Origin of the sequence: Psychromarinibacter sp. S121 (assembly GCF_049801035.1) — a bacterium.
GTDB lineage: Bacteria > Pseudomonadota > Alphaproteobacteria > Rhodobacterales > Rhodobacteraceae > Psychromarinibacter.
Genome location: NZ_JBNAGE010000002.1, coordinates 497736 through 521809 on the forward strand (window position 1 = coordinate 497736; position 24074 = coordinate 521809).

General features: G+C 67.0%; 20 protein-coding genes. 8 read left to right on the plus strand and 12 right to left on the minus strand.

Annotation, left to right across the window (positions count from 1 at the left end; genetic code table 11):
• Window positions 1-33 precede the first annotated feature (33 nt).
• From ACP156_RS10760 to ACP156_RS10785, 6 genes are all read right to left on the minus strand, one after another.
• Entirely contained in the window at window positions 34-2748 is a 2715-nt protein-coding gene (locus tag ACP156_RS10760) for a molybdopterin-dependent oxidoreductase (protein WP_425051323.1), read from the minus strand.
• Window positions 2745-3599: an FAD binding domain-containing protein gene (locus tag ACP156_RS10765; protein ID WP_425051324.1), complete on the minus strand. Its 855-nt coding sequence runs from the start codon at window positions 3597-3599 to the stop codon at window positions 2745-2747. Before ACP156_RS10765 ends, ACP156_RS10760 begins: the two co-directional genes overlap by 4 nt.
• 148 nt (window positions 3600-3747) lie before the next feature.
• Window positions 3748-4443, minus strand: coding sequence for an ABC transporter ATP-binding protein (locus ACP156_RS10770; RefSeq protein ID WP_425051325.1), 696 nt, complete (start codon window positions 4441-4443; stop codon window positions 3748-3750).
• The gene (locus ACP156_RS10775; protein ID WP_425051327.1) at window positions 4436-5140 is read right to left on the minus strand and encodes an ABC transporter ATP-binding protein; all 705 of its coding nucleotides are present in this window, start codon (window positions 5138-5140) and stop codon (window positions 4436-4438) included. The genes ACP156_RS10770 and ACP156_RS10775 overlap by 8 nt, the downstream gene beginning before the upstream one ends.
• Window positions 5137-6081: a branched-chain amino acid ABC transporter permease gene (locus ACP156_RS10780; protein WP_425051328.1), complete on the minus strand. Its 945-nt coding sequence runs from the start codon at window positions 6079-6081 to the stop codon at window positions 5137-5139. Before ACP156_RS10780 ends, ACP156_RS10775 begins: the two co-directional genes overlap by 4 nt.
• A complete protein-coding gene (locus ACP156_RS10785; protein WP_425051329.1) occupies window positions 6078-7004 on the minus strand; it encodes a branched-chain amino acid ABC transporter permease in 927 nt (308 codons plus the stop codon). Before ACP156_RS10785 ends, ACP156_RS10780 begins: the two co-directional genes overlap by 4 nt.
• 122 nt (window positions 7005-7126) lie before the next feature.
• Here ACP156_RS10785 and ACP156_RS10790 point away from each other — a divergent pair, with 122 nt between their 5' ends.
• Window positions 7127-7714 carry a YdeI/OmpD-associated family protein gene (locus ACP156_RS10790; protein WP_425051330.1) on the plus strand — a complete coding sequence of 196 codons (588 nt, stop codon included), beginning with the start codon at window positions 7127-7129 and terminating at the stop codon, window positions 7712-7714.
• A 79-nt stretch (window positions 7715-7793) separates the two neighbouring features.
• Here ACP156_RS10790 and ACP156_RS10795 read toward each other — a convergent pair whose 3' ends face one another.
• Window positions 7794-9068, minus strand: a complete 1275-nt coding sequence (locus tag ACP156_RS10795; protein WP_425051331.1) for an ABC transporter substrate-binding protein — start codon at window positions 9066-9068, stop codon at window positions 7794-7796.
• A gap of 81 nt (window positions 9069-9149) precedes the next feature.
• Complete coding sequence (locus ACP156_RS10800) at window positions 9150-10529, minus strand: hypothetical protein (RefSeq protein WP_425051332.1); 1380 nt, start codon at window positions 10527-10529, stop codon at window positions 9150-9152.
• A 43-nt stretch (window positions 10530-10572) separates the two neighbouring features.
• Between ACP156_RS10800 and ACP156_RS10805 the strand changes: the two genes are divergently transcribed.
• The 4 genes from ACP156_RS10805 to ACP156_RS10820 all read left to right on the plus strand — a co-directional run bounded on the left by ACP156_RS10805 (window position 10573) and on the right by ACP156_RS10820 (window position 17187).
• Window positions 10573-11307 (plus strand): copper chaperone PCu(A)C, encoded by a 735-nt coding sequence (locus ACP156_RS10805; RefSeq protein ID WP_425051333.1) that lies wholly within the window; start codon window positions 10573-10575, stop codon window positions 11305-11307.
• 54 nt (window positions 11308-11361) lie between these two features.
• Window positions 11362-13410, plus strand: a complete 2049-nt coding sequence (locus ACP156_RS10810; RefSeq protein WP_425051334.1) for a hydantoinase/oxoprolinase family protein — start codon at window positions 11362-11364, stop codon at window positions 13408-13410.
• A 178-nt stretch (window positions 13411-13588) separates the two neighbouring features.
• Window positions 13589-15256: a hydantoinase B/oxoprolinase family protein gene (locus ACP156_RS10815; protein ID WP_425051335.1), complete on the plus strand. Its 1668-nt coding sequence runs from the start codon at window positions 13589-13591 to the stop codon at window positions 15254-15256.
• Window positions 15257-15468: 212 nt separating this feature from the next.
• Complete coding sequence (locus ACP156_RS10820) at window positions 15469-17187, plus strand: ATP-binding protein (RefSeq protein WP_425051336.1); 1719 nt, start codon at window positions 15469-15471, stop codon at window positions 17185-17187.
• Between the two features lie 3 nt (window positions 17188-17190).
• Here ACP156_RS10820 and ACP156_RS10825 read toward each other — a convergent pair whose 3' ends face one another.
• On the minus strand, window positions 17191-18270 hold the full coding sequence (locus ACP156_RS10825) for a fatty acid desaturase family protein (protein WP_425051337.1): 1080 nt from the start codon (window positions 18268-18270) through the stop codon (window positions 17191-17193).
• Between the two features lie 150 nt (window positions 18271-18420).
• Here ACP156_RS10825 and ACP156_RS10830 point away from each other — a divergent pair, with 150 nt between their 5' ends.
• Window positions 18421-19218, plus strand: a complete 798-nt coding sequence (locus tag ACP156_RS10830; RefSeq protein WP_425051338.1) for an SDR family oxidoreductase — start codon at window positions 18421-18423, stop codon at window positions 19216-19218.
• 135 nt (window positions 19219-19353) lie between these two features.
• Window positions 19354-19797: an RrF2 family transcriptional regulator gene (locus ACP156_RS10835; RefSeq protein WP_425051339.1), complete on the plus strand. Its 444-nt coding sequence runs from the start codon at window positions 19354-19356 to the stop codon at window positions 19795-19797.
• 10 nt (window positions 19798-19807) lie between these two features.
• Here the strand turns inward: ACP156_RS10835 and ACP156_RS10840 are convergent, their stop codons facing one another.
• The 3 genes from ACP156_RS10840 to ACP156_RS10850 form a co-directional block, all read right to left on the minus strand.
• Window positions 19808-20950 carry a saccharopine dehydrogenase family protein gene (locus tag ACP156_RS10840; protein ID WP_425051340.1) on the minus strand — a complete coding sequence of 381 codons (1143 nt, stop codon included), beginning with the start codon at window positions 20948-20950 and terminating at the stop codon, window positions 19808-19810.
• 68 nt (window positions 20951-21018) lie between these two features.
• Window positions 21019-22065, minus strand: a complete 1047-nt coding sequence (locus tag ACP156_RS10845; protein WP_425051341.1) for a saccharopine dehydrogenase — start codon at window positions 22063-22065, stop codon at window positions 21019-21021.
• Between the two features lie 9 nt (window positions 22066-22074).
• Window positions 22075-22728, minus strand: a complete 654-nt coding sequence (locus tag ACP156_RS10850) for a histidine phosphatase family protein (RefSeq protein WP_425051342.1) — start codon at window positions 22726-22728, stop codon at window positions 22075-22077.
• 148 nt (window positions 22729-22876) lie between these two features.
• Between ACP156_RS10850 and ACP156_RS10855 the strand changes: the two genes are divergently transcribed.
• Complete coding sequence (locus ACP156_RS10855; RefSeq protein ID WP_425051343.1) at window positions 22877-24073, plus strand: hydantoinase/carbamoylase family amidase; 1197 nt, start codon at window positions 22877-22879, stop codon at window positions 24071-24073.
• Window position 24074: the final 1 nt, after the last annotated feature.

Sequence of the window (24074 nt, forward strand, 5' to 3'; positions counted from 1 at the left end):
GCCGGGCGGGCGTTGCTTTGATAAGGTCCGGCATCATCGGCCCGCCTCCCGGATCGCCGCGCGCACACGATGCGGCAGCGCCGGCAGCCGCGTGATCCGCGCGCCGCTGGCGTGGCGGATCGCGTTCAGGATCGCGGGGGCAGTGGGGATCAGCACGTGCTCGCCAAGCCCCTTCGCCCCAAGCGGCCCCTCGGGATCCGGCTTCTCGATGAAGAGCGAGCGGATCTCCGGCATGTCGCCGGTTGTCGGGATCAGGTAGTCGTGCAGGTTCTCGGTGCGGCCGGGGATGTATTCCTCCATCAGTGCCATCCCAAGGCCCTGCGCGATGCCTCCCTCGACCTGCCCCTCGGCCAGCAGCGGGTTCACCACGCGGCCAAGATCGTGCGCGGCGGTCATCCGTAAAACGCGCACCGTGCCCAGCGTCGCGTCCACCTCGACCTCTGCCACCTGCGCGCCGTAGCCGTAGACGGCATAGGGCTCGCCCTGTCCGTTCTCGTCCAGAGGCCGGGTCGGCGGGTCATAGGTTTCCTCGGCAGACAGGACATAGCCCAGCGGGTTCGCGGGCAGGTCGGCAAGGTGGATGGTCCGGATCGCACGCCCGTCGCTGACCGTCAGTGCGCCGCCTTCCAGCGACAGCTTCGCTGCGGCCCCGGCGTTGGTCAGCGACAGGATCTCGCTGCGCAGCATCCGTCCCGCCCGCAGCGCAGCATTTCCGGTCACGAAGGTCTGCCGCGAGGCCGAGGTCTTGCCGCAGTCGGGCGTCAGCGCGGTGTCGCCATCGACCAGCGCAACCTGCCCGACCGGCAGCCCGACCGCGTCCGCGAAGATCTGTGCGATCACGGTGTTCGAGCCCTGCCCGATGTCCGCCGCGCCTTGGTGCAAAACCAGCGCTCCGTCCGAACTTATCCCGGCGCGGATGGTCGAGGGGTTGGGCAGCCCGGTGTTGCCGCAGCCGTACCAGCAGGACGCGACGCCAACGCCGCGCAGCCTGCGCGGGTCCGAGGTGTCTGCATACGCCAGCGCGGCCTGCCATGCGGGCCGCAGGGCTTCGAGACATTCGGCAATGCCGATGCCGCCGGGTGTCTGGCCGCAGACGGTGGTGTCGCCGTCGCGCAGCGCGTTGATGATACGAAACTCCAGCCGGTCAATTCCGGCGGCAATCGCGAGGTCGTCGTACAGCGTCTCTTGCACCACCGCCGCCTGCGGCACGCCAAAGCCGCGGAACGCGCCTGCGGCGGGGCCATTCGTGTGCATCGCCCGCGCCTCTGCGTGATAGTGGGGCGTGCGGTAGGGGCCAGAGGCATGAACCGGCACGCGCACCGCGACGGTCGGACCCCAGCTGGCATAAGCGCCGGTGTTGAAGTCGCCGTCGAATGTCATGCCCGTCACCCGGCCTTCCGCATCGCATCCGGCGCGGCCGGTCATCTTCGCGGGGTGCCGCTTTGTCGTCGATGCCATGCTTTCGCTGCGAGTGTACACCATGCGGCACGGCCGCCCGGTCTTCAGCGCAGCAAGACCGATCAGCGGCTGTAGCGACACGTCGAGCTTCGCACCGAACCCGCCACCGGTTGCTGCGGGTTGAACGCGGACCCTGTCCAGCGGCAGGCCCAGCACCTTCGCCGTCTCGTCGCGGTCCATTACCGGGGCCTGCGTGCAGGCGCGGATAACCAGCGTATCGCCGTCCATCCACGCGATGCCCGCCTCGGGCTCGATATAGGCGTGCTCGACAAAGCTGGTGTCCACCTGTGCCTCGGCGGTGAAGGCTGACGTGTCCAGCACGGCTTCGGCATCGCCGCATCGGACAAGGCCCCGGATCATCAGGTTGCCGGGGCGGTTCGGGTGCAGGTCTTCGGACGGCGCGGATTCCAGATCGGTGACGGCGGGCGTCGGGGTCCAGTCGACCGGGAAGCGCGAAAAGTCGAGCGCATCCAGCACGGCGGTCTCGCCTGCGACGATGGCCACGGCTTCGCCCCGCTGGCGCACGAACGCCTCGGCCAGCACAGGTTGATCGACGAAATCCGGGATCGTTCCGAACAGGTTCGGTCCGGGGATGTCGGCGGCTGTGAAGACCTCGACAGCGCCGGGCGCGGTAGCGGCCCATGCCGCGGCATCGCCAAGCGTGAAGGCCGCAGCATGATGCGGCGAGCGGACCGCGCGAACCTCCAAAGTGTCGGGCAGAACAAGGTCCGCGCCATAGACCTCGGTCCCCGCAACCTTCGGCCCGCCATCCAGCCGTTCCAGCCGCGCGCCGACTGCCGCGCCGGCGTCCGGGCGTCCGGGTTCAGAGATTCCGGACAGGTCGCAGACCGCGTCGATGATCTTGGCATAGCCGGTGCAGCGACACAGCACGCCGCCCAGTGCATCCTCGACCTCGCGACGGCTGGGCGCGGCATTTTTCTGCAGCAATGCTGCAGCGGCGGTCAGCATGCCGGGGGTGCAAATGCCGCACTGAGCAGCGCCATGCCGCAGGAAGGATTGCTGCAGCATCGGCACGATATGCTGCACCCCCTCGACGGTCGTCACTTCGGCCCCGTCGGCGCGGATCGCAGGGGTCAGGCAGGCGCAGACAGGGTCGCCGTTCAGCAGAACGGTACAGGCCCCGCAATCGCCCGCATCGCAGCCGATCTTGGTTCCGAACTGCCGCAGATCCTCGCGCAGCACTTCGGAAAGGCGCCGTCCGGGCGTGGCGGCAAAGGGCGTCTCCGCGCCGTTCAGCCGCATCGTCATGGTTCCGAAGGGCCGGTTCATGCCGCGACCTCCGCGCGTTTTTCTGCGCAGCGAAGGATCAGCCGGCGGACAAGCTCGGTCGCCGCTTCGCTGCGGTATCCGGCGTCGCCACGGATGTCGTCGATGGGCGACAGGTGCGGCGCGACGGTGGCTGGCGAGACAAGCTTTGCTGCGGTCGCAAGGGGCGCACCTTCAAGCGCCTTCTCAAGTTCCGTCAGCCGGACGGCGGTCGGGCTGCACGCGCCGACCGCCAGCGCGGCCCGCGTGATCGCGCCGTCCTTCGTCTCGAACCGCGCTGCGGCCATCGCGATGGAGATCACCAGATAACGGCGCGCGCCGAGTTTCAGAAAGTCGCCCTCGCCCGATGCCGCGCGCGCCGGAATACGGATGGCGGAGACCAGTTCGTCATCGCGACGCGCCGTGCGCCGTGCGCCAGTAAGGAATGCGGCCAGCGGCAGCCTGCGGGTGCCGGTGGCGGACATCAGTTCGACCTCTGCGTCCAGCGTCATCAGGCAAGGCGCGCCGTCGCCTGCGGGCGAGGCGGTACACAGGTTGCCCGCGACCGTCCCGGCGGTCTGGATCTGCACCGACCCAACCTCGCGCGCCGCGCGCTTCAGGCCGTCGAAAGCAGGCGGCATGTGGTGACGGATGATCTCGGCCCAAGTCACGGCGGCGCCGATGCGCCAGCCCGCGTCGTCCTGGCTGATGCCTTGCAGATCGGGAATCGCCGTGATGTCGAGGATGTCGCCCGGCAGTGCCTTGGCCTGCGTCGCGGGATAAAGGTCGGTGCAGCCGGCAGCGAGCGTCACCGGATCCGACGCCAGAATATCCAGCGCGTCCGCAAGGGTGGATGGGCGATGGTAAGCCGGCAATCGGCGCTCCCTTTGACTGTCCGGTCAAAGCCTGCGCGTCCGATGGTTCACCTGTCAATGGGCGCGTGGCGCGGGCGCCGTCCGGTTCGCGGGATGCCGGGAAAACGGTCAGGGCGAAGGCGGGTTGCGAACCGCTGCGCCGCCGGCGTCAGACCCCAAGGTAGCGGTCGATCACCGCATGGTTTCCGCGCAGGTCGGCGGCGGCCCAGGTCTCGCGCGCATGGCCGTTCTCCAGGAACGTCACCCGGTCCGCCACCGCCAGCACAGCGTCGATGCGCTGTTCCACCAGCAGGATCGCGGTGCCTTCGCTGCGCAGTTGAACGATCACGTCGCGGATCGCCGCGATCATCGACGGTTGCAGCCCTTCGGTCGGTTCGTCCAGCAGCAAGACCTTTGGCTCTGTACACAGCGCGCGGGCGGTCGCCAGCATCTGCTGCTCGCCGCCGGACAGGGTCTGCGCCCGCTGGCCCATCCGCTCGCGCAGGCGTGGGAACAGGTCAAGCGCACGTTCCCGCACGGCGGCGGAAGACCGGCGCGTCATCAGCCCGATCTCAAGGTTCTGCGCCACCGTCAGTTCCCCGAACAGCCGCCGCCCCTGCGGGATATAGCCGACCCCGGTCTGCCCAACGCGGTGCGCGGGCAGCGCGCCGATCTCGGCGCCGTCAAGGTGGATCGTCCCGCCCCATAGCGGCAGCAACCCGGTGATGGCCTTCATCGTCGTGGTCTTTCCCGCGCCGTTGCGGCCCAGCAGGCAGTGAATCTCGCCCGCCCGAACGTCGAGCGAAACGTCGCGCAAAACCTGCGCCTCGCCATAGCCGGTAGAGACATCGGATAGCTCAAGCATCCTCGGTCCCCAGATAGGCGGCCTGCACGGCACGGTTCGCGCGGATCTCGTCAGGCGCGCCCTCGGCGAGGATTTCGCCGAAGTTCAGCACGGTGATGCGATCGGCGGTCTGCATCACGACGGCCATGTTGTGCTCGATCAGCAGGATCGTGGTCTCGGCTTTCAGCTCGCGGATCAGCGTGCAGAAGGCGTCGATCTCGCCGTCGGACAGACCCTGCGTCGGCTCGTCAAGGATCAGCAGGCGGGGTTTCTGCGCCAGCCCCATTGCGATCTCCAGCAGGCGCTGGTGGCCATAGCTCAGGTCGCCCGCAAGCTGGTCGGCGCGGTCGTCCAGACCGACGCGGGCCAGCGCCTCGATCACGTCGGACTGCGGGCCGTGGCGGCGGCGCACGGCAAGCGCGACGTTCTCGCGGCAACTGAGTTTCGCGAAGATGCTGGTGATCTGGAACGTATAGGCCATGCCCGCCCGGATGCGCCGGTGCGCGGGCAGGTGGGAAACGTCGGCACCGGAGAAACGGACGGTGCCCGACGAAGGCTCGATCCGCCCGCAAAGCATGCCGACGAAGGTGGTCTTGCCGGCGCCGTTCGGTCCGATCAGCGCGCGAACCTCGCCCTCGGGCAGGGCGAAGTCGACCTCGTGTACGGCGCGAAGGCCGGAGAAGCTTTTGGACAGCCCGCGGGTTTCGAGAAGGCTCATGGCAGCCACCTCCAGACACGGCGGCGCAACTCGCCGCCGATGCCCTGCCGCGCGAACAGCGTCAGCGCGATCAGAACCCCACCGACCACCGCCATGTAGGCCGAGGTGAAGCCGGACGCGATGTCGATCAGATAGAAGGTAAACAGCGCGCCGATGAACGGACCGACAATCGTTCCCGCGCCGCCCAGCAGGACCCACAGCAGCGGCAGGATGGAATACTGCACCCCGGCGAAACTGGCGCCCGCGTAGCCGAACAGCAGCCCATAGCCCGCGCCCGCCGCCGCCGACATGGTGCCCGAGGCAGTGACCGCCGCCAGCTTGTGCCGGAAGGTGTCGTATCCCAGCATCTGCGCGCGTGGCTCGTTCTCGCGGATCGCGATCAGCACCTTGCCGAAGGACGACCGGACGAGCCACAGCGACAGGCCAAGGCAAACGGTGAACAGCACCCACGCGGCGACGTAGCGGGTTGCGTCGTTGCTAAGGTCGAGCCCCCACATCATCCGTTCGGCGCGTTGCAGCACCAGCCCGTCGTCGGCGTTGGTCCACTCGCCGAAATAGAGGATCGTCAGGAACACCGCCTGTGCGAACATCAGGGTCACGATCATGAACGCGACCCCCGCCGTCCGCAGCGCCAGCGCGCCCACGGCCAGCGACAGCAGCAGGCCCGCCCCGATCCCCGCGACAAGCGCCGGGGCAGGGGCCCAGCCAAGGTGCTTCACCGTCAGCGCCATGCCGTACATGCCTGCGGCGAAGAACATCGCATGGCCCAAGGACAGCAGCCCGGTGTAGCCGAACAGCAGGTTGTACCCCATCGCGTAGGTCGCAAGCACCATCACCCGCGCAAGATTGCCGTGGTGATAGGCGGGCAGCACCCATTGCAGCACGAACAGCAGGACGACCAGCCCCGCGTGCAGCGCGATGGCCTTGCCGGTCTCGGTCATGCCGCGCGGGTTCCGAACAGGCCCTGCGGGCGGAACACCAGAACTAGCGCCACCAGCAGCGTCGCAAGGATCTTCGCCAGCGTCGGCGAGAAGAAGACAGAGATGATGCCGTCTGACATGCCGATCAGCAGCGCCGCGACGACGGTGCCGGGCAGGCTGCCGAGGCCGCCGATGATCACCACGATGAAGGACAGCAGAAGCGGGTCGCCGCCCATCAGGTAATGCGCCTGCTGGATCGGCACGATCAGCACCGCCGCCAGCGCGGCGAGCCCCGCGCCAAGGCCGAAGGTGAAGGCATAGACCCGCTCGACCGGGATGCCGAAGACCTGCGCCATCTCGCCGTCCAGCTGGGTGGCGCGCATGATCAGGCCGATCTTCGTGTGGCGCATCAGCAGCCAGACCGCAGCCAGCACCGCCGCCGCCGCGGCGATCACGAACAGCTTGTAAGACGTCGTCGACAGCCCCCACGGCCAGTAAAGCTGAAACCCGTTCTCGCCCCATTCGAACCACGGCAGCGCAAGGCGCGTGTTGAACGGCGGCTCGACCGGGCGCGCCTCGGGGCCGTAGGTCATCAGGGTGACTTGCTGGATCACGTAGAGAAGTCCGATGGTCACGACGATTGTGCGTTCGGGGTCGTAGTCGATCCGTTTCAGCAGGGTCATGTCCGCCGCCGCAGCCAGCAGCCCCACCAGCACCGGCGCGATCACCGCCGCCGCGATGAAGCCCACGGCGGCCGGGCCACCGAACCAAGACGACACCCACCATGCCAGAACCGCGCCCAGCATGAAGAACTCGCCATGCGCCACGTTCACGACGCGCATGATGCCGAAGACAAGGCTTAGGCCAACCGCCGTCAGCGCCAGCACCGCCGCGGTGACCGCGCCTTCCAGCGAGGCGAGCATCAGGTAGGGACCGAATTCCATGCTCGGGACGTTGCCCGGTAAGGTGCGGGCGGGCAAGCGCTTTCCCGCGCGCGGCGGCCACGCCGATGGACAGCGCCGTTTCGTTGGGCGACAGTATTGGCGATTGGCCGGAGGAGAGCGCCATGGGAGAGAAGAACCCGCGCTTCGAGACGTTCTTCGAGCGCGACACCGCTTGGAAGGACGAGAAGAAGGCGCTGCGCGAGATCGTGCTGGAGTTCCCGCTGACCGAGGAACTGAAGTGGCGGCAGCCGGTCTATTGCCTTGACGGCGCCAACGTCTGCACCGTCGACAGCTATGGCGGGCGCTGCGTGCTGTCCTTCTTCAAGGGCGTGCTGCTGACGGACCCGGATCGGCTGCTTGAGCCGCCGGGGCCGAATTCACGCTCGGCCCGGATCGTGCCGTTGCATTCGGTCGATGACGTGACTGGGAAGGCAGACGCTTTGCGCGCGCTGCTGGCCGAAGCGATCGAGAACGAGAAGGCGGGCAAGAAGGTCGACCTGCCGGCGGATGATTTCGAGTTGCCCAAGGAACTGTCCGAGGCGCTGGACGCGGACGCCACGTTCCGCGAGGCGTGGGACGGGCTGACACCCGGACGGCGACGCGGGTGGGTCTTGCAGATCGGCGGCGCGAAGCAGTCGAAAACCCGCGAGAGCCGGGTCGAGAAGGCCTTGCCGCTGATCATGGAGGGGAAGGGCATCCACGACCGTTAATGGGTCGCGTGGGATGCCCCGGGCGTGACCCGGGGCCCCGATAGGGTGGCACCCCCGGCCCGAAGCCGGAGGCACCTCGTCAGAACGACATTGTCGTGTAATCCACCTCGTCCGGGTACATCCCGTCCTCGATCGAGGCGGTGTGAACCACGTTCAGGCGGCCGCCTTCGACCTTCGAGATGTACTGGTGGCCAAAGACCTGGTGCGTCTTGCCGTTGAAGACCTTGGCGCCTTGCGGGTGCTCGTTCGATTGCGGCATGTCGGTCATCGCCTCGACCGCCTCGATCAGGGCCTGACGGTCGCCGGGGCCGGAATAGCCCGCAGCCTCCATACCCGCTTTCACGATGTGAAGCGTCTCCCAGCAGCCGAACATGTGCGCATAGGTCGACACGTCGGACGGGTCAGACACCGAGGCGCCATTGTCATCTACGCCGACCTTCTCGCGGTAGAAGGCGTCATACTCGTTGTTGCCCTGCGAATAGCGGGGCATGCCTTCCCAGAAGTATGTCCCGTCCAGGAACTCGAGCCCGGGCGAGGACAGGTCGACGGCTTCGAGCGAGTCGATGAAGCCGAAGATCGCGGGTGCAGAGGGGCCGAAGAACTCGCCCAGTTCCTTGACGAAGGTCAGGACGGCGGGCCCGATCATCACGTGATACAGCACCTCGGTGTCCCGCGGGATTTGCGGGAAGTAGCGCGTGAAAGACGTCTCTGTCGGCGGGATCGGAATCATGCCGATCACTTCGCCGCCTGCCGCCTCGATCGCGGGTTTCAGGTTGTCGCGGTGGTCGTGGCCGAAGGCATAGTCGGGATAGATCATCGTGACCTTCTTGCCCAACGTGCCAGAGATGAACGGCGCCATCGCCGTCACCTGGCTTTTCACGTCGGTGATGCCCGGCTGCAGGGTCCAGCGGTTCAGCGCGCCCGAGGCGACGTGATGGCCTTCGGAAACCACGAAATACGGCAGCTTCAGTTCGCCCGCACGCGGGGCCGAGCCCATGACGACGTGGCTGAACAGCGTGCCGAACCCGATGTCGCAGCCGTGCTGGTTGGCGAACTTCTCGACCACCTCGGCGCCGCGGCGCGGGTCGGTGCCGTCGTCCTCGGCGATGATTTCGACAGGGCGGCCATTGATGCCGCCCGCTTCGTTGATCAGCGCAGCGGCGGCCTCGGTGGTGCGGCCGTACCACCGGCCATAGGCGGCCCCGATGCCGGTGCTGTGGACCTGAAAGCCGATCTTGATCGGCTCGGCGGTCTGGGCGTGGGTGTAGCGGGCCCAGAGCGGCAGCGCCGCCGCACCGCCCGCAAGCGTTTTCAGCGCACTGCGGCGCGTGGTGGTGGTCTTGGTGTCGGTCATGTCTTGAACCCCCCGGTTTGGTCCCGTTCTGCGGTAACCATGCAAGGCAAGGGCCCCGCATGTCCACGGAAACGTTGAAAATCAGAAACGTGGCGACGAGAGCAGCCAGAGACCGAACAAAGTGTAGGCAATCATGAACACCGCCAGCGGGGCCTGGCTGAGCGCGGCGCGCCGGTGCCCGCCGAAGGCCCGTACGGCGATGGCGTGCGCCACCAGCACCGCCAGCACGTGCCCGGCCACCACCGCGCCCGCCTGCGTCAGGAAGATGCGCCGCACGCTGTCGGTCGTGTTGAAGAAGCCGGTAGAGACGTAGAAGTCGCCCAGCCCCAGCAGGTCTGCCCCGGTGAGAAACGGATCGCTGATCGCGACCAGTGCATATTGGCCGTCGACAAGGAAGCTCGTGAAATAATGTGCCACATGATAGCCCAGCGCGATCGGCAGCATCGACGGGGCGAACAGGATGAAGGCGCGCGTCAGGGTCATGCCGCTGCGCGCAAGGCGCAGACCCAGCCACAGTGAAAGCGCCAGCACCGCGTTCAGAAGCAGGTTGGCAAGGATCAGCCCCAGCAGCGTCTGCGGCACGATGGCGGAGCGGCCGGGGAACTCGAACGGGTTCAGGCCAAGGCGGGTCAGCCACCAGAACGTCTCGTTCACGCCGTCGAAGCTGCCGCTTCCCAGCAGCAGGACCGAAATCAGCGCCAGTCCTGCTCCTGCGCCCCGCGTCGCGATCTGCCAGCCCGGCAGCCCGGCCCGCAGCCGTCCGCCGCGACGTGCGAACACGCCCAGCCGCGCGTAGGCGGTCAGGGCCAGCGTCAGCCCCTCGCCCCGCCGCAGCCAGCGGGGACCGAAAACGCAGGCCAGGAAGAACGTCGCCAGCCAGTACAGCGCGACCATTGTCGCCAGCCGGTCGGGGTCCGACGGGGCCGGGTCCGCCAGCAGAAAGCCCGCGAAGGCGAGGAAGGTCAAAGCACCCGGCCACGTGCCCCGGATGCGGTAGACGGGCCATGGTCCCAGCACGCGCCGCAGCAGCAGAAGCGGCCCGGACCACGGGTTGAGCCAGCGCAATAGATCGCCGAACAGACCCTGAAGCGTGACCAGCGCCACCCAGAACACCGTCCACACCGTCAGCGGCAACGGGTTCGCCAGCGGGTCGCGCGGCCCAAGAAAGCCCGCGGCCACCACCACCGACAGGAAAAGGAACGACAGCGTGCTGGTGATCTCGGGCCAGACGCCCGGTCGCCATCGCCACAGAGGCAACGATGTGAACAGCCGCCGCATCAGGCCTGCGGGCGTGAAGGCCAACAGCAGAACCGTCGCCACCACCGCCGCGACCCCGGCGCCGGTGTAGACATCTGTCGGCAAAAGCAGCACCAGCCCCTGTTCCGAGGCATGCGCCTGCGCCATTACGGGCAACAGTAGCGGTATGGTCTTGTACAGCAGGGAACGGCGGCTAGGCTTCATGCAAGATGTCTAACCGGTGGAGCGCGTCTTGAAACCCCTTGCCTTGCTCGGAGCTTTCCTTGTTCTCGTGATGGCGGGCGGCGTCCTTGTGTTGTCCGGCCTGTTCAAGTCTGGAACGCCCCTGACCGTGACCAATGCGGTTCTGGTCCCCATGGGCGGATCGTTTGCCTTGACGCTGACCATCGACAACCCGGGTGGACCGGACCGTCTGATGCAGGTCTCGACAGAAGAAGGGCACCTGCACCTGATGGGCGCCATGTCCTCTGCGGGTCTGGCCATCCCCGCGGGGTCGGCGCCGTCGCTGGCGATGGACGGTGCGCATGGGATGCTGAGCGGCCTTGGCGAAGGCTCGGACGGCCGGCTGGTGCCGGTGACCCTGACCTTCGAGGTCGCCGGAGACGTGACCACCCGTGCCCGGATCGACAGCGCTGGCGGGATGTCGCATGACGAAAGCTATGTGGTTCCCGAGGGCGAGACCGCACCGACGGTCGCGCTAGAGGCGGAGCCGGGCGAGGGCGGGTGGCTGATCCGCATTGCCACCACGGATTTCACCTTTGACCCCGAGGCGGTCGATCAGGCGCATGTGCCCGGCACGGGGCACGGGCACGTCTATCTCAACGGGCTGAAGCTTGGCCGCGTCTACGGCGGCGAGTTCCGGATCGGCGCGTTGCCTGCCGGCACCCACCAATTGCGGGTCGCGCTGAACACCAACGATCACCGCGCCTATGCGACCGAAGCGGGACCGATTGACGCCACCGTCACACTGACGGCGGATTGACACCCGGCGCGGTACGGTCGTTCACTGGCGCGGCAGGGACAGCGGGCGAACGGGATGGCAAGTGACGGAACCGGGCAGGTGGCGGGTGTCGACGTGGGCGGCACGTTCACCGATCTTGTCCGCATCGACCAGCAGACCGGAGAGGTCCGGCTCGCCAAGGTCGCCTCGACTCTCGACAATCAGGCCTTCGGGGTGCTGAACGCGCTAGAGGCGGCGGGCAGCGATCTTGCCGCTCTGGACCTGATCGTCCACGGCACCACGACCACGACAAACGCGGTGCTGGAGCGCAAGCTGTCGAAGACCGGCCTGATCACCACGCAAGGTTTTCGCGATGTGCTGGAACTGGGCCGCCGCACTCGTCCCCAGCCATACGGCATGAAGGGCAGCTTCCGCCCGATCATCCCGCGCAACCTGCGGCTGGAGGTGCCCGAGCGAATGGACGCGTCGGGACAGGTCCTGATCCCGCTGGACGAAGAAGCGGTGCGCGACGCGGCGCGGGCGCTGCTGGATGCGGGCTGCGAGTCGGTGGTCGTTCACTTCCTGCACGCCTACGCCAACCCGGCACACGAACTGGCCTGTGGCGCGATCCTGCGCGAGGTCTGGCCCAACGACCACGTCACGCTGGGCCACGCGCTGCTGTCCGAAAGCCGAGAGTTCGAGCGGGGCGTGACGGCGGCGGTCAATGCCTCGGTCCAGCCCTTGCTGACGCGCTATATCCGGCGGCTCGAAGATGCGCTGGCCGAGGGCGGCTATGGCAGCGAATTGCTGGTGATGAACGGCAACGGCGGGATGGTGTCGTCGCGACGCGTGGCCGACGAGGCGGCCAAGACAGTGATGTCCGGCCCCGCCTCGGGCGTGATGGCTGCGGCCTATACCGGGCGCGCGGCGGGCATCGGAGAGTTGATCACCTACGACATGGGCGGCACATCGACCGACGTGGCGCTGATCCGGGATGCAGAGCCGCAGGTCTCGAACGAGACGGAAATCGAGTACGCGATGCCGATCCACGTGCCGATGGTCGACGTGCGCACCGTGGGCGCGGGCGGCGGGTCCATCGCGCGGGTCGATGCGGCGGGGCTGTTGCAGGTGGGGCCGGAAAGCGCCGGGTCGGTGCCGGGGCCGATCTGCTATGGCCGGGGTGGGACGCAGGCGACGATCTCGGACGCGAACCTGCTGCTGGGACGCCTCGACCCGGCGCGGCTGGCGGTAGAGGGCGGCGTGTCGCTGGAGACGGTGCGAGACGCGTTCGCCGCGCTGGGCGCGCCACTGGGACTGGACGCCGGGCAAGCGGCCGAGGCGGTGATCCGCGTGGCGAATGCGCGGATGGCAGGCGCGATCCGTATGGTGTCTGTTTCTCTCGGGGCGGACCCGCGCGATTTCGCGCTGTTCGCTTTCGGGGGCGCCGGGCCCTTGCACGCCTGCGCGCTGGCGAAGGAACTGGGCATCCCCCGCGTTCTGGTCCCGCCGCGCCCCGGCATCACCAACGCGATCGGTTGCGTCGTGGCGGACCTGCGGCATGACTACGTGCGTACTTTGGGCCGGGCGCTGGACACGCTGGACATGACCGACCTGCGTGCGGCCTTCGACGAACAAGCCGCCGAGGGAGAGGCGCTGATCTCGGCCGAGCGGGTTCGGCTGGCGGGTATCCGGCGGGTGCACTCCGTCGACATGCAGTTCATCGGCCAGACCCACCTGATCCGGGTGCCGGTTCCCGATCCGGGCCTATCCCGCGAGGATCTGCAGGCGGCGTTCGAGCGGGTCTATTTCGACCGGTTCCGCGTCGAGCTGTCCGAGATTCGGGCAAGCGTGGTGAACGTGAACACCTCGGTCATCGGCGAGCGGCTGCCGGTGGACCTGTCGACGCTGATCGACCCGGCGGGACGGAAGGGCTCTGTCGCCGAGGCGAACACCGGGGTGCGGCCGGTGCGGTTCGGTGACGCGGTATTCGAAACGCCGGTCTACCGGCGCGAGTGGCTGCCGCTGGACGCGGTGCTGAAGGGGCCGGCGGTGGTCGAGCAGATGGACACAACGGTGCTACTGGAACCGGGCGACGTGGCTCGGGGCGATGCACAGGGGAACTTGCTGGTGGAGGTGGGCGCGTGACGTTGGCAATGATCCACCGCCTGGCGGCACGCCGGGCAGCGCCGCCTCTCGGCGATTGCTTGCAATCGCCTGTCGGCAGGGCATCGCAAAGCGATGCCCGAGAGACCCGCCCCCATGGGGCGGCGCTATTGCGCCACCCCGCGGGCCGGCGCTGCCCTCTGTTGTGCTTGGGCCACGCATGACGCTCGACCCCATCACCCTCTCCGTCATTCAGGCGGGCTTGCAGCAGGTCTGCGACGAGATGGACCTCTCTTTCTCGCGCGCCGCCTTCTCGCCCGTCATCGCCGAGGCGAACGACCGTTCGGACGGGATCTACGCCGCTGAAGACGGCGCGCTGATCGCGCAGGGGGCGGGCGGGCTGCCGGTCTTCGTCGGCACCATGCAGTATTCGACCCGCGTCCTGACCGAGCGTATCGCCAGCGGACAGACCGCACCGCCCGAGCCGGGCGACGTCTATATCGTCAACGACCCCTACCTTGGCGGCACGCACCTGATGGACGTGCGCTTTGCCCGGCCGTTCTATCGCAACGGTGAACTTTATTGCTGGCTGTCCAACACCGGCCATTGGCCCGACACCGGCGGCGCGGTGCCCGGCGGCTTCTCGGCCAGTGCGACGGCGGTGGAACAGGAGGGGCTTCGCCTGCCGCCGGTGAAGCTGTTCAAGCGCGGCGAGATGGATCGCGAGATCTATCAGATCATCTGTTCCAACATCCGGGTGGCGGAGCAGCGGATTGGTGACGTCAAGGCACAGGCCGCCGCGCTGACGGTCGGCGAGGACCGTCTGAACGCGCTGATGGATCGCTATGGCGACGCCACCGTGACCGAGGCAATCGCGGAACTGCGCCGCCGTGCCGCGCAGCAGATGCGCGCCTTCATTGCGGGCATTCCCGAGGGCCGGTATGACTCGACCGCCTGGATCGACAGCGATGGCGTGGTGAACGAACCGCTTGCGATCCGGCTGGCGGTGACGCGCAAGGACGACACCTTGCAGTTCGACTTCAGCGGGTCCAGCGCGCCTTGCCTTGGTCCGATGAACTCGGTTCGCGCGACCACGCTGTCGTCGGTCTATCTCGCCATGCGTCACATCTTCCCCGAGGTACCGATCAGCGCGGGCGCGTTCGAGCCTCTGACGGTGACGGGGATCGAGGGCACGTTCCTTGATGCGCAATACCCGCGCCCGGTGTCGGGTTGCGCCGCCGAGGTCAGCCAGCGGATCGCCGAAGCGGTGTTCGCCGCGCTGGTGCAGGCGTTGCCCGACCGGGTGACGGCGGCGCCCGCCGGAACCTCGGGCAACTTCGCGCTGGGCGGGTTCGATCCCGAACGCGGGCGCGGCTATGTCATGTATCAACTGTCCGGTGGTGGATATGGCGGCAACGCGGATCACGACGGCCTGTCGAACGGCTGTTCTACCATCGGTATCTCGAAGGCGCCGCCTGTCGAAATCATGGAACAGGCCTTTCCCGTGCTCTACCACCACTACCGCATCCACGAAGGTTCGGGCGGCGCGGGCAAGCATCGGGGCGGGTTCGGTCTGGACTACATGGTCGAATTGCGCCGGGGCGAGGCGCGGGCGAGTTTCGTGATGGACCACGGGCGGTTCGGCCCGCAAGGGGCGCTTGGCGGCGAGGACGGCGCACCGAACGCGGTAACGGTCTGGCGGGACGGGTCGCCGCACGTGCCAGAGCATCTGTCCAAGGAACAGGACATTCCCCTGATGGCCGGGGACCGTGTTCACGTCAAAACGCCGGGTGGCGGTGGATACGGCAATCCAGCGGAAAGAGATCCTGAACTCGTGCAGGAAGATATTTTCCTTGGATACTATAGATCAGATGAATCTGATATCTAAATACTGTTAGATTAGATATTCAGCGATGCAAATCAATATTTTCGAGAGATATTGATGTGGTTGTATCAAATAACTTCCCTTCAATTGCTTCGGGTGCAATTATTCCGGAGGAGGCGCTCTCGTTTTGAGAGTTGAAGTATTTACCATGTTCCATTCCTCGTTTTATCGGGGGGAACGGCATTGCCCATTTTTTAGGGTGGGGGGAAGCCGTCGTGACCAGTACCGAACCCGCAACCTGCCGGGCGGCAGCGGCATCGGACAGAACGCTGCTTGCACGGAAGTTACTACTCGGAGCGTTGCTCGGCGGCTTGATCGTCGCACCATGGGCGCCGCTGTCCGCCGTCCCGGCGCCACAGGCCGCAATCCTGTCGGCAATCGGATTGGCCGCACTCGCCGCCGTCGCGTTCAGACACCGGGACCGCCCGACGCGCGCCGCCCCGGCAGAGACGCAGGCGGCAAGCGATGTCCTTGAACTCGCCGGGCGGCTGTCGGGGCTTGGCTATGCCGTCTGGAACGCCGACACCGGGCGTTGCGAGGCCTGTACGGCAGAGATGGCAGCGGTCTTCGGAATGCCGCGCGACGCTTTCCTCGCGCGCATGCCCCGGCCCCTTGACCTGTCGGACGCCCTGTGGCCTGCAGACCGCGAAAGCCTTCGCACGGCAATCGCGGGATCGGTGGGCCCTGAGGGTGAAACGCGCGAACTCTTCGTCCGCCCCGACAAGGCAGGACAGGTGCGTCGCGTCCGCCTGCTGATCCAGCGCCTTCCGGGCCCCGCCTGCCGCGTGATGTGCGTGGCGCAGGACGTATCGGGCGCAAACCGCGCCGCGCGCGACGACGCCGAGGCGCAGCGGATGCAAAGCATGGGCCGCCTGACCAGCGGAGTGGCGCACGACTTCAACAATTTCCTGTCCGTGATCCTTGGCAACCTCGACCTGCTGGACGTGACCCAGGACGACAGCCAGCGGCAGGCCCTGCTGGAAGAGGTGTCCGCCGCCGCGGGACGCGCGAGGGACCTGACCGGAAACTTGCTGGGCTTTGCGCGTCGCCCGCAGGACCGCACGGAACCGCTGTGGCTGGGCAATATCGTCGACGAGATGACGCCGCTGCTGCGCCGCGCGCTTCCACCCCGGGTCGACCTCGTCCGCCGGATGGAGGAGGTGACATGGCCGGTGCGGGTCGAGCGAGGGCTGGTCGACAGCGTGCTGATGAACCTTGTCCTGAACGCGCGCGACGCGATGCCCGGCGGCGGGGCGCTGACGATCTCGGGATCGGACCGCCGGGACGCGCGGGGGCGCTGGGTCGTGCTGGAGGTCACCGATACCGGCGAAGGCATGACCGAGACCGTCAAGGCCAACCTGTTCCAGCCGTTCTTCAGCACGCGCGGGGCCGATACCAATTCGGGGCTCGGCCTGTCGATGGTGCAGACAATGGTGTCCGGCGCGGGCGGGCGGATCGAGGTCGAAAGCGTGCCCGGGCAGGGCTCGACCTTCCGGGTGTTCCTTCCGGCGGATGACCCGCCTGACACGGCGTCGGACTACATCGACGAACTGCGCACGCCCGAGGGTGCCGCGCTGCGCATCCTGCTGGTCGAGGACGATCCGGCGGTGGCGCGCGTCCTGCTGCGCCAGCTTGCGCTGATGGGCCACCGGGTCACGCTGGCCGGCGACGCGGATGCGGCGGAAAAAGTGCATGCCAGCGACGGCCCCTTCGACCTGCTGCTGTCCGATGTGCGTCTGCCGGGGGCGGTGCAGGGCCCGGACCTTGCCGGTAGCCTGCGCGCTGTGGCTCCCGGTCTGGCGGTCATTTATCTGACCGGCCAGCACGAAGCGGGGCCGTTCAAACCGGCGGGACCGGTCCTTCGCAAACCCGTGGGGCGCGCCGAGTTGCTGCATGCGGTTGTCACCTCGCTGGCGCTGGCACGCAGCGACTAGGTCTTACTCGGCCGGCATCGCCAGACCATCTGCTTCGAGATCGGCGCGATAGGGCTTTGCGGTCGGCGGCAGGTTTCGCTGGATGAAGTAGTCGTCGTATCGAAGCTGCCGCTTCAGCGCCGGCCAGACCTCGCGGTAAGCCTGCACGATCGATGTGTTGGGCGCGGGCAGGTCATCCTTGATGCGGTCATGCAATTCCGGCAGCCGGTGATAGGGCACCATCGGGAACATGTGATGCTCGATGTGATAGTTCATGTTCCAGTAGATGAAGCGGCTGATCGGGTTCATGTAGACGGTGCGCGAATTCAAACGGTGGTCCAGCACGTTCTCGGCCAGCCCCGCGTGCTGAAGGTAGCCGGTCATGATGAAGTGCCACGCGCCGTAAAGGCGCGGCAAACCGATTACCATCAGCGGCAGGATCGAGCCCATGCCAACCGCCAAGGCAATGGTCGCGGCGTAGATCGCCACCCAGATCCGCGCGGTCAGTACGGCCTTGGGGCGCTCGACCTCGGGCAGATAGGTCAGTTCGTCGTCCGAGAAATGCCCCGTCGCGTTCACCAGCATCCGCCGCCAGCTGTGCCATGCATCGAGGCCGCCGACGAAATTCAGCAGCAGCTTGAACAGGTCGGGCGGCCGCATCACGGAAATCTCGGGATCGCGCCCCACGATGATCGTGTCGGTGTGATGCCGGGCGTGACTGTAGCGCCAGACGTAGGGATTCCGCACGATCATGAAACAGGCGATGTGATAGACGACGTTGTTCATCCACCGCGTCTTGAACGCCGTGCCGTGCCCGCACTCGTGCCAGCGGGAATCCGAGGCAGAGCCGTACAGCACCCCGTAAGCCAGCCAGAACGGCGCGGACCACCAGCTTGGCCACAACCAGATGCCGATTGCCGCAAGCACGATCATGGCGCCGTAATAGATCGCCGTGTCGCGCAGGGCCGGGCCATCCTCGCGCTTCATCAGCGCCTTCATCTCCTTGCGGGGGATGTCGGTGTGGTACCACTCGGCGGCGGCAAGCCCGCGTTCCACCGCGCGGCGGCCATCCTCGCCGGTCAGGCTGTAGTCGCGTTTCGTCATCGGCTCCTCCCTTCCGATGGGTCAACTTTAGCCGCGCGAGTTAGGCACGCAACCGTTGCCTTCCCAGTGATGCCGTAGAACGGCGGTGCCGGCCTTGACCCTGTCCCGCAATGCAGCGCCAATCGCGCGGCATCAGAAGGAGACGCCCCCATGACCGAGTATCACGCCGACACCTGCGCCCTGATCACCGGTGGCACGCAGGGGCTTGGGCTGGCCATCGCGCGCGAGATGATCGGGCAGGGCTGCAAGCGGCTGGTGCTGGCGTCGATCGACGCCGAGACCGGGCCCGAGGTTGCAGCGGATCTGTCGGTGGGAGGCGTGGAAGCGCATTTTCTTCACGTGGACATGGGCGACACCGAGGCCGCCGCGCGAATGGTCGACGACGCTGCCGGAAAGATGGGGCGCGTCACGTCGCTGGTGAACGGCGCGGCGATCATGGACCGGGGCTCGATCCTCGACACGACGCCCGAGCTGTGGGATCGGGTCATGGCCGTCAACGCGAAGGGGCCGTTCTTCGCGTTGCAACGCTTTGCGCAGCGCTGCGTCGACGAAGGCATCGCCGGGACGACGGTCAACATCCTGTCGATCACCGTACATGGCGGCACCTCTTTCCTTGCGCCCTACGGCGCGTCGAAGGCCGCGCTGCTGTTCACGACGAAAAACTCTGCCGCCACGCTGTCAAAGCACCGCATCCGGGTGAACGCGATCAACGTGGGCTGGATGGACACTCCGGGCGAGAATATCACCCAGCAGAAATGGCACGGGCGCGGGCCGGGCTGGCAGAAAGAGGTCGAGGCGAGCCTGCCCTTCGGAATGCTGGTAAAGCCCGAACACGTGGCCGGTCAGGTCGCCTTTCTGCTGGGGCCGCAATCGGGCGTCGTGACCGGCTCGGTCATCGATTTCGACCAGCAGGTGATCGGGGCCTACATGGACACCGACGCCACGTGAATCCGGTGCGTCCGGTAAAAGTGCCGGAATAATACATCATATTTCGTGATTAATGCGCACTTGATTTGCATCAATAACGGTTCCGCGACTCGGTGCTACTGGCATTTGAATGCCGTTATTCCAGGAGTCCGGCCGATGAGAATTACGAAGCGTACCAACCTTGCCATGCGCGTCCTCATGTTTTGCGCCGTGCACAAGGACAGAAACGTCACCAAGTCAGAGATCGCCGAAGGCTGCAATTCTTCGGAAAACCACCTTGGCCACGTCGTAAACCGGCTGGCGCAGTTGGATTTCCTGACCACGATCCGGGGCCGTCGCGGCGGGATCCGGCTTGGACGGGCCGCCAGCGAGATCTCGGTGGGAGAGGTGTTCCGCAAACTGGAGGCAGAGGTGCCGCTGGTCGAGTGCATGGTCGCGGACGAGAACACCTGCCCGCTGGTCGGCGCCTGCCGTCTGCGCGGGTGCATCCTTGGGGCGATGGAAGCGTTTTACGCCCATCTCGACAAGGTCATGCTGGACGAACTGGTCGAGGACAACGACGGCCTGTGCCGGATCTTCGAGCACGCCGAGGTCGCCTGACCTGTAACAATCAGCGCAGGTGATCGACCACCTGCAGGTGCTGCGCAAGACGATCCACTAGGCCCATCCACCGCGCCACCAGCTTCGGGTCTTTCGGCGCCGCACTGACGCCCGCGGGGATTTCCCGCGCGATAACGGCCTCGACCGCCAGCGCCACGGGTTCGGACACCAGTCGCGCCATCGCGGTGCCGCGCGCATCGCCCCAGGCATCCATGACGTATGTCTTGTGATAGACCGGTTTGCCGTGATCCTCGGCTTTCAGGTCGACGCACAGTACGACGCGGTCGGGTTCGTCCTCGTCGTAGGCGTTCTTCTCCCACAGTTCCGCCGACAGTTCGGCGATACGGGCATCCCCCTCGGGGCCTTTCAGCGTCTCGATCTCGGCGAAGATGTCGGACCACGCGTCCGCCCAGCCGTTCAGACGCAGGGTGCCGCGCACGAATTCCTTCACCGGCCAGCCCTGCTCGAACCCGTACTCGGCCATGAAGGGCAGCGAGTCGCGGTTCGGGTAGACTTCGAAACTCTCGGGCTGGGGCAGCGGCGCGGTGTAGCTGGTGATCGCATCCCACGGGCGTTTGACTTCAAGCTCGGTGAAATCGCGGATCGACTTCGACGGCGAGCGCAGGGCTTTCAAAACACCGGCGGGCGCCCACGAGAACTTGTAGCGGAACGCGTTGGAGATTTTCGGCACGCCGCCGCAGTAGGACAGGAAGGACAGCGTGTTCTTCGGATTGTACGCCCCCGACGCGCGGTAGTCGGCCATCAGCCAGTGCGCCATCACGTGATCGATACCCGGGTCCAGCCCCACCTCGTTCACCAGCGCCACGCCGGCGGTCCTTGCGCTGTCGTCCAGCGCCCGCATCTCGGGCGCGATGTAGGAGGACGAGACGAAATTCGCACCTTTCGCGATGGCCAGCTTTGCCAGCGGCACGTGCCAGTCCGTGGGCAGCATCGACACGATCACATCGCCCTTCGCGACCGCGTCCGTCACCGCGTCGAGATCGAAAGCGCGGATGTCGTCCGTCAGGTCGCCCACCGCGTCCTGCGCCTTGTCGACCGTGCGGTTCCAGACGGTGACCCGATGACCGTCTGCGATCAGCTTGCGCAGGCCGGGGATGGCGGAAAGGCCGGTGCCGCACCAATGGATGGTCATGCGAGGGCTCCTGTCGTTGCGCCGGAACATGCATGCCTCCGGCGGGGGTATTTTCGGTCAGAAGAAGATCAGGCGTGCCTGTCGAATTCCGCTTTTGCCCGTGCCCAGACACCCTTGTCCAGCGCATCGAGGGTCAGAAGCGACGGCAGAAGCTGGGCCGAGTAGTCCTCGGAGCTTTCGGCAGGCAGCAGGGACGGCAGGTTGTCGATGGCGGTGACATCCAGCGGCGGTTTGCCCGCCGTGCGGATCGCCGGATCTTCCCACATGGTGACGCGGTCGTAGACCTTGATCGGCGAAAAGTCCGAGGTCGGATCGCAGGCGATGTCGCCGATTACCGTCAGCTTGCGCTGCATCGTGACGGCAGAACGCGGCACGAAGACGGGGCAGCCCGGATTGGCGAGGATGCAGTTCAGGAAGATCTCGTGTTCCAGCACCTCGGGGAACGGGCCGCCATTCGCCGTTTCGGCCATATCCCATTTGGTGGTTTCCACGCCCATGGCGGCGCAGAGATCGGATGCGCCGGTTCCGACGCGTCCAAGCGCGCCGATCACGATCGCGCGGGGACGCGGCTGGCCGGTCGCGTCGAGTTCGCCCGACAGGTCCGCCTTCAGCGCGTCAGACGACGGGTAGACCCCGACCGGCCCGCAGATCGTGCCGCGCTGCTGGGCGGCCCAGCATTTCAGCGCGACCGCCGCGCCCGCGAAGCCGGCCCAATAGCCGAAAGCGGCGACCCGGCGGCCCGTTTCATCGGTCAGGTATTCAAGGTCGTACAGCGTGCCGCCGCCCAGCTTGAAGCGGTCCAGCAACATGCGGCCATCCGCCTGTCCCTTGTAGGCGTGGCCGAACATGATGTGCCGGTGAGCAAGCGGCGTATTCGCCTCGGGCAGTTCCTTCAGCCCGAACACGATGGCGTCGGCGGGCGCATCCGGCCACGCACCCTCGGCGGCAATCTCGCAGCCGGCGGCGCGGTAGCCGTCAAGCGGGATGGCGCGGCTGGCGCTGTCCTCGACCGTCACGCGGATACCCTTGGCGATCAGCGCCTTCGCCCCCTTGGGCATCAGGCCGACGCGCTGTTCGTGATCGCGCTGCTCGGCGCGGACCCAGAGATGTGTCATGGCTGGCTCCTAATAGGTGGTGCGGGCGAAGGCGCGGTCGGCGATGTCGAGATGCGGCGTCGCGTTGAACCCGGCAAGGATCGTGCCGTGCGGCGCGACCATCACGCGATGCACCGAGGAATTGCGGATCGGCATCAGCACATGGGCCATCCGGCGCGGGTCGAGTTGCAGCAGGTGCCGCATGACCATTCCGATCACCCCGCCCGAGGTGACGCACAGCACCCGCACACCGGGCTCGGCGGCGGCTTGCAGCACGGCGGCGACGCGGGTCTCGAAGTCGGCGAAGGTCTCTTGCCCACGGATCAGGGCCGCGTGCCACGCCTCCATCACCTCGACGATGTGGCTGGCGAAATCCTCGGGCCCGGCGGGCATCGGACGACCGGAATGGTCGCGCAGGGCGGCGCCGAGGTTGAAGTAATCCATCTCGTTCAGGCGCACGTCTTCCTCGGGGGCGGCGCCCACCTCGCCGATCGCCTCGGCGGTCTGCCGGTGACGGCGCAGGCTGCCCATCAGCACCCGGTCGAACGGTGCCTCGTGGTCCCGCAGCCAGTCTCCCAGCCACAGCGCCTGCTGGCGTCCGAGATCCGACAACCGGTCATAGCCGGCCTCGTCCTGCGACGCGGAATTTGCCTGTCCGTGACGGACAAGGATGACTTCACCCATCGTGTACTCCTTCCCCGGTGGCTTAGCGTGGGTGGCGCGGCAGGTCACGCCCGGATCGGCCCCGATTGGCCCAACGTCAGCGGGGCATGGCGAAAACGATCATGATAAATTATGCTCGGGTGGAATCCCGAAGCCCGAGGAGACCCCAATGATCCCCGTCCAGCCCGACCGTTTCCTTGCCGATCTGCACGCTTTGCGGCAATTCGGGGCCTCGGGAATCGGCAAGGGCGTGGTGCGACCGGCCTATTCCGATGCCGATATCGAGGCGCGGAAATGGCTGGCGGGACGCATGGCCGATGCGGGGCTCGAGCCGCGGTTCGATCCGGTCGGCAACCTGTTCGGCATCGCGGGCGAGAAGAGCCTGTTGATGGGCTCGCATTCCGACAGCCAGCCCGAAGGCGGCTGGCTGGACGGTGCGCTTGGCGTGATCTGCGGGCTGGAGGTGGCGCGCGCCGCGAAAGAGGCGGGCGGGCCGCCGGTGTCTGTCGTGTCCTTTCAGGACGAAGAGGGCCGCTGGGGCGTCACCACCGGCAGCACGGTCTGGCGGGACAAGCTGACGCTGGAGGCGGCCGACCGGCTGACGGACCACGGCGGGCTGTCCTTCGGCGAGGCGCGGGCACGGATGGCGGATCTTGCGGGCGACTGGGTGTCGCCGGAGATGTTCACCGGTTTCATGGAAGCGCATATCGAGCAGGGCCCGTGGCTGGAGCAGTCGGGCGAGAAGATCGGCGTGGTGAATGCCATCGTCGGTATCCGAGACATGCGTATCACCTTCACCGGCCAGCAGAACCACGCGGGCACCACGCCGATGCATCTTCGGAAGGACGCCTTTCAGGGTCTGGCGGACTTCAACGCGAAGATCGCCGCGCGGTTCGAGGGGCTTGTGACCGATGCTACCGTCTGGACCATCGGGCATGTCGCGCTGACGCCCTCGGCCTCGTCCATCGTGCCGGGGAAGGCCGTGTTCTCGATGCAGTGGCGCGACGGCGACGCGTCCCGGCTGGACCGGATGGAGACGATCATCCGCGACACCGCCGCAGAGGTCGCCGACGCGCGCGGGCTGGGGCTGTCGTTCGGGGACATGCTGGGGCTGGACCCGGTCGACATGGACGCCCGCCTGCAAAACGCGCTGGCGGAGGCCGCCGAAGAGGAAGTGCCGGGCAAGTGGCGGCGGATGCCGTCGGGCGCGCTGCACGACGCGACGAACGTGTCGAATTTCATGCCGGTTTCGATGCTGTTCGTCCCGTCCATCGGCGGCATCAGCCACGACTTCAGCGAGGACACGGCCGAAGCCGATCTGGTGTCCGGGCTGAACGTGCTGGCGCGGGCCGTGGCGAAGCTGTGAC

Excerpts from the sequence above, each read along its gene's own strand:
- ACP156_RS10760 (WP_425051323.1), bottom strand. The coding sequence starts at position 2,748 with ATGAACCGGCCCTTCGGAACCATGACGATGCGGCTGAACGGCGCGGAG.
- ACP156_RS10770 (WP_425051325.1), bottom strand. The coding sequence starts at position 4,443 with ATGCTTGAGCTATCCGATGTCTCTACCGGCTATGGCGAGGCGCAGGTT.
- ACP156_RS10775 (WP_425051327.1), bottom strand. The coding sequence starts at position 5,140 with ATGAGCCTTCTCGAAACCCGCGGGCTGTCCAAAAGCTTCTCCGGCCTT.
- ACP156_RS10780 (WP_425051328.1), bottom strand. The coding sequence starts at position 6,081 with ATGACCGAGACCGGCAAGGCCATCGCGCTGCACGCGGGGCTGGTCGTC.
- ACP156_RS10785 (WP_425051329.1), bottom strand. The coding sequence starts at position 7,004 with ATGGAATTCGGTCCCTACCTGATGCTCGCCTCGCTGGAAGGCGCGGTC.
- ACP156_RS10790 (WP_425051330.1), top strand. The coding sequence starts at position 7,127 with ATGGGAGAGAAGAACCCGCGCTTCGAGACGTTCTTCGAGCGCGACACC.
- ACP156_RS10795 (WP_425051331.1), bottom strand. The coding sequence starts at position 9,068 with ATGACCGACACCAAGACCACCACCACGCGCCGCAGTGCGCTGAAAACG.
- ACP156_RS10800 (WP_425051332.1), bottom strand. The coding sequence starts at position 10,529 with ATGAAGCCTAGCCGCCGTTCCCTGCTGTACAAGACCATACCGCTACTG.
- ACP156_RS10810 (WP_425051334.1), top strand. The coding sequence starts at position 11,362 with ATGGCAAGTGACGGAACCGGGCAGGTGGCGGGTGTCGACGTGGGCGGC.
- ACP156_RS10815 (WP_425051335.1), top strand. The coding sequence starts at position 13,589 with ATGACGCTCGACCCCATCACCCTCTCCGTCATTCAGGCGGGCTTGCAG.
- ACP156_RS10825 (WP_425051337.1), bottom strand. The coding sequence starts at position 18,270 with ATGACGAAACGCGACTACAGCCTGACCGGCGAGGATGGCCGCCGCGCG.
- ACP156_RS10830 (WP_425051338.1), top strand. The coding sequence starts at position 18,421 with ATGACCGAGTATCACGCCGACACCTGCGCCCTGATCACCGGTGGCACG.
- ACP156_RS10835 (WP_425051339.1), top strand. The coding sequence starts at position 19,354 with ATGAGAATTACGAAGCGTACCAACCTTGCCATGCGCGTCCTCATGTTT.
- ACP156_RS10840 (WP_425051340.1), bottom strand. The coding sequence starts at position 20,950 with ATGACCATCCATTGGTGCGGCACCGGCCTTTCCGCCATCCCCGGCCTG.
- ACP156_RS10845 (WP_425051341.1), bottom strand. The coding sequence starts at position 22,065 with ATGACACATCTCTGGGTCCGCGCCGAGCAGCGCGATCACGAACAGCGC.
- ACP156_RS10850 (WP_425051342.1), bottom strand. The coding sequence starts at position 22,728 with ATGGGTGAAGTCATCCTTGTCCGTCACGGACAGGCAAATTCCGCGTCG.
- ACP156_RS10855 (WP_425051343.1), top strand. The coding sequence starts at position 22,877 with ATGATCCCCGTCCAGCCCGACCGTTTCCTTGCCGATCTGCACGCTTTG.